This is a genomic window from Actinoplanes sp. NPDC051405, assembly GCF_055586185.1.
Window position 1 is genome coordinate 152,667 of sequence record NZ_JBVJIR010000014.1, and the last position, 7,189, is coordinate 159,855.

At 71.7% G+C, this 7,189-nt stretch carries 8 protein-coding genes; 3 read left to right on the forward strand and 5 right to left on the reverse strand.

Annotated features, from left to right (window positions below):
* Window positions 1-149 precede the first annotated feature (149 nt).
* On the reverse strand, window positions 150-1,367 hold the full coding sequence (locus ACZ6S4_RS28420) for a cysteine desulfurase-like protein (protein ID WP_465477822.1): 1,218 nt from the start codon (window positions 1,365-1,367) through the stop codon (window positions 150-152).
* Window positions 1,368-1,441: 74 nt separating this feature from the next.
* Between ACZ6S4_RS28420 and ACZ6S4_RS28425 the strand changes: the two genes are divergently transcribed.
* On the forward strand, window positions 1,442-1,885 hold the full coding sequence (locus ACZ6S4_RS28425; protein WP_465477823.1) for a PPOX class F420-dependent oxidoreductase: 444 nt from the start codon (window positions 1,442-1,444) through the stop codon (window positions 1,883-1,885).
* Between the two features lie 12 nt (window positions 1,886-1,897).
* Here the strand turns inward: ACZ6S4_RS28425 and ACZ6S4_RS28430 are convergent, their stop codons facing one another.
* A complete protein-coding gene (locus tag ACZ6S4_RS28430; RefSeq protein ID WP_465477824.1) occupies window positions 1,898-3,088 on the reverse strand; it encodes an SGNH/GDSL hydrolase family protein in 1,191 nt (396 codons plus the stop codon).
* A 122-nt stretch (window positions 3,089-3,210) separates the two neighbouring features.
* Between ACZ6S4_RS28430 and ACZ6S4_RS28435 the strand changes: the two genes are divergently transcribed.
* The gene (locus ACZ6S4_RS28435; RefSeq protein ID WP_465477825.1) at window positions 3,211-3,525 is read left to right on the forward strand and encodes a DUF1905 domain-containing protein; all 315 of its coding nucleotides are present in this window, start codon (window positions 3,211-3,213) and stop codon (window positions 3,523-3,525) included.
* Here the strand turns inward: ACZ6S4_RS28435 and ACZ6S4_RS28440 are convergent.
* Together ACZ6S4_RS28440 and ACZ6S4_RS28445 are read right to left on the reverse strand one after the other, a co-directional pair.
* Window positions 3,522-4,262 (reverse strand): SAM-dependent methyltransferase, encoded by a 741-nt coding sequence (locus tag ACZ6S4_RS28440; RefSeq protein ID WP_465477826.1) that lies wholly within the window; start codon window positions 4,260-4,262, stop codon window positions 3,522-3,524. The genes ACZ6S4_RS28435 and ACZ6S4_RS28440 overlap by 4 nt on opposite strands.
* Before the next feature lie 9 nt (window positions 4,263-4,271).
* A complete protein-coding gene (locus ACZ6S4_RS28445) occupies window positions 4,272-5,117 on the reverse strand; it encodes an alpha/beta fold hydrolase (protein ID WP_465477827.1) in 846 nt (281 codons plus the stop codon).
* A gap of 25 nt (window positions 5,118-5,142) precedes the next feature.
* Here ACZ6S4_RS28445 and ACZ6S4_RS28450 point away from each other — a divergent pair, with 25 nt between their 5' ends.
* On the forward strand, window positions 5,143-5,859 hold the full coding sequence (locus tag ACZ6S4_RS28450) for a TetR/AcrR family transcriptional regulator (protein WP_465477828.1): 717 nt from the start codon (window positions 5,143-5,145) through the stop codon (window positions 5,857-5,859).
* Window positions 5,860-5,899: 40 nt separating this feature from the next.
* On the opposite strand, the gene ACZ6S4_RS28455 is transcribed toward ACZ6S4_RS28450, so the two are convergent.
* Entirely contained in the window at window positions 5,900-6,799 is a 900-nt protein-coding gene (locus tag ACZ6S4_RS28455; RefSeq protein ID WP_465477829.1) for a helix-turn-helix domain-containing protein, read from the reverse strand.
* Between the last annotated feature and the right edge of the window lie 390 nt (window positions 6,800-7,189).

Consider the following 7,189-nt stretch of genomic DNA (forward strand, 5'->3'; position numbering starts at 1 on the left):
CGATAAAGGCCGCCCTCGTTGCACGGCCACCTGGGAGTCTGTCCCCGTCGTCACGGACGGTCAACGGCGGGCGGGGGTCACCACCCTAACGAGCGACCCGGCGCACACCAGCGATGCGGTAAGCATGATGCATTTCGATGCCGGACCGGTCAGCCGCCCAGCGCGGCCAGCAGCCGGTCCACTTCGCCGGCGGTGTTGTAGTGGTAGATGCTGGCCCGCACGGCGCCGCCGCTCTCGCGCAGTCCCGCCGCGGTGAAGTACTCGTACGCGTAGTAGTCGCCGGCGAAGACACAGATCCCCTGCTCGCCCAGCAGCCCGGCGGTCTCGGCGGGGGACTGCCCGCGGACCCGGAACGACACCGTCGGGCACCGCTGCGCCGGGGCCGGGAGTACCGTCACCGCCGGATTCGCCGCCAGTCCGGTCAGCAGCCGCTCCAGCAGCTCCGCCTCGTACGCGGCAGCCACCGTCAGCCCGGCCACCACGCGGTCCCGGCGCGTCGTTCCCGGGCCCCCCGGGCCGCCACCGGACAGCGCGGGCAGCGCCGCCAGGTGCTCGACCGCGGCGGTGACCCCGGCGAGCAGCTCGAAGCTCGGCGTGCCGAACTCGAAGCGCTCCGGCACCGCGTCGGACGACGGGATCAGCTTGGCCGGCCGCAGCCGTTCCCACCGGGCCGGCTCGGCGATCACGGCGGCGAGATGCGGACCGGACCACTTGTACGCGCTGGTCACGTAGAAGTCGGCGGCGAGCTCCCGGACATCGGTCGGCACATGCGCGGTGGCGTGCACGCCGTCGACGTAGACCAGCGCGCCGGCCGCGTGGGCCAGGTCGGCGATCTCCCGGACCCGGGGCATCGCGCCGGTCACGTTGCTGGCCGCGGTCACCGCCACCACCCGGGTACGCGGACCGACCAGGTCGGCGTACTGCTTCGCGGGCAGCTCCCCGCTGTCGGCGTCGAACTCCGCCCAGCGCACGGTCGCCCCGGCAGCCTCGGCCGCCTGGACCCACGGCCGCACGTTGGCGTCATGGTCGAGCCGCGACACGACCACCTCGTCACCGGGCTGCCACGACTGCGCCAGCGTGCGCGCCACCACGTACGTCAATGCGGTCGCGCTGGGCCCGAAGACCACCCCGCCCGGGTCGCCGCCGACCAGGTCGGCGACCGCCGCGCGGGCGGCGGCGACGATCTCCCCGGCCCGGCGGCCCGGCTCGAAGGCCACGCTGCGGTTGGACACCGCCCGGCGCAGGGTGCCGGCCACGGCGTCGACGACCGGCCCGGCGGCCTGGGTGCCGGCCGCTCCGTCCAGGTGGGCGAAGCCTTCGGCCAGGGCGGGGTAGGTGGCCCGGACGCGGGCGACGTCGTACGTCATTCGCCGACCTTAACGCAGCCTCAGGCGAGGCCGGCACGCCCCGCCGCACCGGTCCGAGGGTTGATGATGGGGCCATGACTTCTCCCACCGGAGCCGCGCCGTTCGACCCTCGCGCGCTGCTCGCCGAGAGCCGGCTCGGCATCCTCGCGACGATCAAGGCGGACGGCCGTCCCCAGTTGTCCCCGGTGACCCCCTTCTACGATCCGGGGACGGGCCTGATCCACGTCTCGATGACCGAGGGCCGGGCCAAGACCGCGAACCTGCGGCGCGACCCGCGCGCCACGCTGGAGGTCACCCGCGCGGACGGCTGGGCCTGGGCGACCGCCGAGGGCGTGGCCACCCTCGTCGGCCCGGGCTCGGACCCCGAGGGCCCGGAGGTGGAGGCCCTGGTGGACTACTACCGCCGCGCCGCCGGCGAGCATCCGGACTGGGCCGAGTACCGGTCCGTCATGGTGGCCGACCGCCGGGTCCTGATGACCATGACGGTCGACCACGTGTACGGCGCCAGGATCCGCTGATCCCGTCCAGGATCAGCGGAACAGGCCCAGGTCGATCGCCTCGGCCATGGCCCGCTGCCCGGCGATGTTCGGATGCAGCGGGTCGGCCTGGTACGCCGGCAGCACCCGGGCCGGCTCCTGCGGATCCCGGATGGCGGCGTCGAAGTCGGCCACCCCGTCGAACACGGCGCTCGTCCGGACCCACGCGTTGACCTGCTGGCGGGTGGCTTCCTGCTCGGGGCCGAAACAGCCCGACTCGCAGCCGTACGGGGTGATCGTGGCCCCGATGACCTTGATCCCGGCCCGGCGGGCCCGGCCGGCGATGGTCGTCATCCCGGCGATCAGGCTCGCGGCGTCCGCGTGGTAGCCGATGTCGTTGATGCCCTCGGCGAGGATCAGGTAGCGGGCGCGCGTCTGCAGCCGGACGTCCTGCCGTTCCCGCTTCAGCGCCGAGACGCTCGTGCCAGCGCCGCAGCAGTCCGTGCGGTCGGTCAGGATCTGGTTGCCGCCGATGCCCTGGTTGAGCACCCCGAACTGCCGGCGCGGCGGGAGCGCCTGCAGCCGGGCGGCGAGGACGTCGGTCCAGCGGTCGTTGCCGTTCCAGGTCGTGTACGCGCCGTCGGTGATCGAGTCGCCGAGCGCCACGATGCTGCCGGGCACCGCGCGGGCCGCCCGTACGTCGACCCCGTTCAGCCAGAACCACGAGTTCACGGTGCCGGTGAACGACGCGCCCGGGCCGCCGGCGTGGTTGCCGGCCGCCACGAACTGGGTGCCCTGGGCGGCGTCGTGCCCAGTGATCCCGGCCGCGTCGCCGCCGGCGGTCACGTAGAGGTCGACCGCGAGGTCCTGGCCGTACGCGACGCCGAGGGGGACCGGATCGCTGAAGACATGGGTGCCGGTCCGCACGGTGACCGAGCCGCGGCCACGGAAGGTGACCGGCCGGCTGGTGCCGCTGACCAGGTCCGGCGCGCCGGAGGCCACCGCGCGGGCCACGCTCACCTTGCCGAACGTGACGTCCTCGTCGCCGTACTCGTTGCTCAGCCGGATCCGCACCGCCGAGCCGCCGAGGGTCGGATGCACCAGCATGCGCAGGGTCTGCTCGGCGAACGCCGGGCCGCTCTCGCGCTGCGGGCTGGTCGCCCAGGCGCCGGTCCACGGTGCCGGGGCCGCGGCCGCCGGACTGGCGACGAACAGCGAGGCCAGCACCAGCGATGCCAGCACCACCGCGGCGAGCGGGGTTCGGCGAACGGTAACATCTATGATGCTCGATATCTTGGGCATGCCGTCGATGCTCGGCGAAGACGTGCGGAAAGGCAACCTCAGCGGTCTTGTCGGACCCTCGTGCGATGCTCCGGGACGTGAAAGTCGAATTCGCGGCCGAGCTGTGGAACTGGGATGCCCGCCGGCTCGACAGCTGGACCTTTGTCAGCCTGCCGGTCGAGGCGTCCGAGGAGATCCGCGAGCTGTCCGCCGGGCAGGCGCGCGGCTTCGGGTCGGTGCGCGTCCGGGTCACGGTCGGCGGCAGCGTCTGGACCACGTCGATCTTCCCGGACAGCAAACGCGACGCGTACGTGCTGCCGGTCAAGCGGGCCGTCCGCAAGGCCGAGGGCCTCGACGAGGGCGACACCGCGCAGGTGTGCGTCGAGCTGCTCGACTTCTAGTGGCGGCGCAGCACCAGGGTCGCGAAGCCGAGCACCTTGCGGTAGCCGCGCAGCCACTGCTCGCGGTGCTCCCGGGCCAGGGCGAGGGCGGCCGGCGCGTCGGGGTGGCCGGGGTTGTCGAGCGCCCACTCGGTGAGCGAGCCGGTCCACGACCACTCGTAGTCGTCCCACTCGGCGGTGTCGCTGATGTGGGCGTACACGGGTGCCCAGCCCGCCTGCTCGGCGGTGTCGACCAGGCCGGCCAGGTCGGTGTAGTCCTCGGCTTTGACGCCGAGCGCGGCCGGCGTCCCGGGCGGCGGCGGCGCCTCCCAGAAGCACTCGCCGACCAGCAGCACGCCGTCGGGGTGCACGTGCCGCCCGGCCAGCTCGAGCGTTTCGGCGAAGCCCCCGAAGGCGTGGGTCGACCCGACGCACAGCACCAGGTCGTAGTCGCCGTCGGGCACGTAGCCGCGGGCGTCGCGTTCGTGCAGGGTCAGGCGGTCGGCGAGGCCACGGTCGGCTGCGGCGGTGGCGGCGCGCTCCAGGGCGTACCGGTCGATGTCGACGCCGTCCGCGTGACCGTCCGGGTAGTGGGCCAGGGCCTGCAGGGCCCACGCGCCCTCACCGCAGCCGAGATCGAGGATCCGGGCCGCCGGCTGCCGGCCGGCCCGGCGCAGCAGCCGGTTGACGTTGACCCCGAGGATCGGGGCCGCGATCGGATGATGTGAATGCGCGATGCTGCTGAGTCGGCGATCCATGCTGCCGAGTCAACACCAGTGCTCCCGCAGCCAGGGCACCAGGAGGGGCAGCACCCGATCCGCCTGCATGGCGCTCACGTGATCGGCGCCGGGCGGCAACTCCACGGTCCAGCCACGCTTGACCAGTTCATCGCGGTGCTCCCGCACGGCATCCGCGATCGCCACGTACGCGTTGTCCCACCGCGGCCCGTAGCGGATGTTGTCCTCGGCGCCGGCGAAAACCAGCCGGGGCATGCCGAGCCGGTCGAGTGCGGCCTGCTCGTCGAAGCCGCGCAGGGACTCGTAGAGGGTGACGTACTGCTGGGTCTGCTCGGGGGACTGGGTGCTCTCGGCCGCGTCCCAGTCGCCCGGCTGCACCTCGACGGCGCGCGGCGGCTTTCCTTGTCGGGCGAGAGCCTCGCGATGAGCGGCGTGGGTGACGGTGAGCATCGGACCGTAGGGGCCGCCGAGAGGGGGAAACCCGCCCATGGCCAGCGCCGCGACCCGGTCCGTGCGGGTGGCGAGCTGCAGACCGGCGAGCGCGAGCCAGGAATAGCCGTAATAGGCGAACCGGTCGGCCCCGGCCGCATCGGCCACGGCGAGCAGGTCGGCCGCGACGGCCGGGGCGGTGAGGGTACGGGGTTTCGGACGCTCGGCGAGATGACCCTCGTAGTCGGCGGTGATCACCCGGAAGCCGGCGTCGGCGAGCCCGGTGGCGAGCCGGTGACCCAGATGCGGATCGGCGCCCCAGGCCCGCATCTGATCGGCGGTCTGGCCTTCGATGAGGGTGGTGCTGACGGGCAGGAGAACGGCGGGCCCGTCGCCGCGGACCGACACGTCGAGCAGGGATTCGTCATGCAGCTGCGCGGTGACCATGAAAACACTATACGCTGTAAGGACTATGAATGTGAACTCCCATGTCCGCCGGCTCTGGCGGCACCACGGCACCACCCTGCCGACCCCGCGCCGAGGCCCCCGCCAGCAACTCGACCTGGACGACATCGTGGCGACCGGCATCACGATCGCCGACACCGACGGACTGGCGGCGGTGTCCACCCGTGCGGTCGCGGCCCGATTCGGCAAAACCGCCATGGCGCTCTACCCGTACGTGGGCTCCAAGGAAGACCTGCTGGCGCTGATGCAGGACCAGGCCTCGGCGATGCCGCAATGGACAGGCCCGGGCACAACCCTCACCGACGACCTCCAGGCTTGGGCCACGGCACTCTCCGACGTGTACGTCGCGCACCCGTGGCTGACCGAACGGCCGTGGTCCCAGGCCACCCAAGGACCGCACGAGCAGAACTGGCTGGAACGCCTGCTGCGGATCCTTGACGATTGGGCAGTCCCGCCAGCTGCACGTCCCACGGCGGTAACGATGCTGTATGCGACCGTGCGCGCAACTGCGGGAACGACTGCGGCGTACCGGCGAATGAACCAGGAGGGCGTCACGGCCTGGCTGGAGCTGGCCGAGGCAACCAGGCGGGAGATCCCCGATCTGGGAAGCCGGTATCCGTTGTCCACGACGCTCGAGCCACTGACGCCGAACTGGCAGGACAATCCCCGGGCCGCCCTGACCGCAGCAGTGCAACTCCTGGCCCGCGCACTAATGGCCGGCTGAGCCGCTCACACGTGCCGGCGACCCGGCCGGCCGCGGGCGGTCACCGAACAGGCTGGACGATCTCCGTCTCCCACGTCGCCGGATCCGGACGTTCGCCCGGATCGGTCAGATACGTCTCCCAGGGCGCTCCGGCCGCGGACAGTCCCTGCTCACGCATCCACCTCTCGATCTGCTCGTAGGACTCGGACAGGCTGTCGTAAGGCCCGCGATGAACGGTCACCACCGCCCGACCCGCTGGAATGACAAGCGCCTCGATCCCCTCATCGAGCGCCGCTGACGAGGGCGCGGCAATCGTTATGCCACCCTCGATCACGAGCGACCCCATCCCCACTTCCGGATAGCGAGCGAACGGCGGCCCGGCGATCGCCAGCCCATGCCGCTGGGCGTAGTCGAAAACCTTCGGCAGACTCTCGCCGAGCGCAGCCGCGATCTCATCACGCGTCACCCGACGACGTATCACAAGGGCGTGGACGGCAGGCAGGTCACGAACCGAGATATCAAGGGCCACAACGGTTTTCCTCTCGATGGTGCTCATGCGATAGAGGCTGATGCAGGGCGCCGCCGAACGCACCGTCGACGCATGCACAACGGCGACGTGCCGGCCGCGCACATGTAGCCCACGGGCCCGGTAGCTCCGCGGACTACGCCCCAGGTGGCGGGTGAAAGTCCGCGTGAAGACCTCATGACTGCCGAACCCGTAATCGAACGCGATCGCCGACACCCGACGATCGCCGGCCACCAGATCACCAGCAGCGCGAGCCAGCCGGACCCGCGTCGTGTAGGCCTTCGGCGTCTGACCCGTCAGCCGCCGAAGCCGACGATGCAAGTCAAAACGCGACCGATGCGCCCACTCCGCCAGCACCGGCAACGAAACGTCCTCATTCAACCGCGAATTGACAACAGCAAGAAGCCGAAGCAACTCCCGCGTACGCAACGACACGACCGAACGCTACAACCACCCACCCCCAAAACCTTGACGATTCTTGCGCCACCCCGCCGCCCCGCCGCCCGCCGCCCGCCGTCCCCCACGTTTCTGACCGCAACCCCCGCTGACCGCAACCGGCGAGGTGCGTCCGCAAGACCCACCACCCACGCCGGCCTGCCCGACAAAATCCCCTACAAAGACCACAGCGCGGCAGCCAGACCACCAACCGCAAGGGGATCACCCACGAAGCGCCGCAACCAGCAGCGAGCAACCAAAACCGAAGCCGGAACAGGAAACCATGCAAGGTTGGGGGGGGGGGGGGGGGAGGGGGGGGGGGGGGGGGGGTGGGGGAGGGGGGGGGGGGGGGGGGGCCGACCCGACCCCCACCAGCAAAGAGACAGACAT

Coding starts and splice junctions, on each gene's coding strand:
- ACZ6S4_RS28435 (WP_465477825.1), top strand. CDS start 3,211: ATGCTCCGGGACGTGAAAGTCGAATTCGCGGCCGAGCTGTGGAACTGG.
- ACZ6S4_RS28450 (WP_465477828.1), top strand. CDS start 5,143: ATGAATGTGAACTCCCATGTCCGCCGGCTCTGGCGGCACCACGGCACC.
- ACZ6S4_RS28420 (WP_465477822.1), bottom strand. CDS start 1,367: ATGACGTACGACGTCGCCCGCGTCCGGGCCACCTACCCCGCCCTGGCC.
- ACZ6S4_RS28425 (WP_465477823.1), top strand. CDS start 1,442: ATGACTTCTCCCACCGGAGCCGCGCCGTTCGACCCTCGCGCGCTGCTC.
- ACZ6S4_RS28440 (WP_465477826.1), bottom strand. CDS start 4,262: ATGGATCGCCGACTCAGCAGCATCGCGCATTCACATCATCCGATCGCG.
- ACZ6S4_RS28445 (WP_465477827.1), bottom strand. CDS start 5,117: ATGGTCACCGCGCAGCTGCATGACGAATCCCTGCTCGACGTGTCGGTC.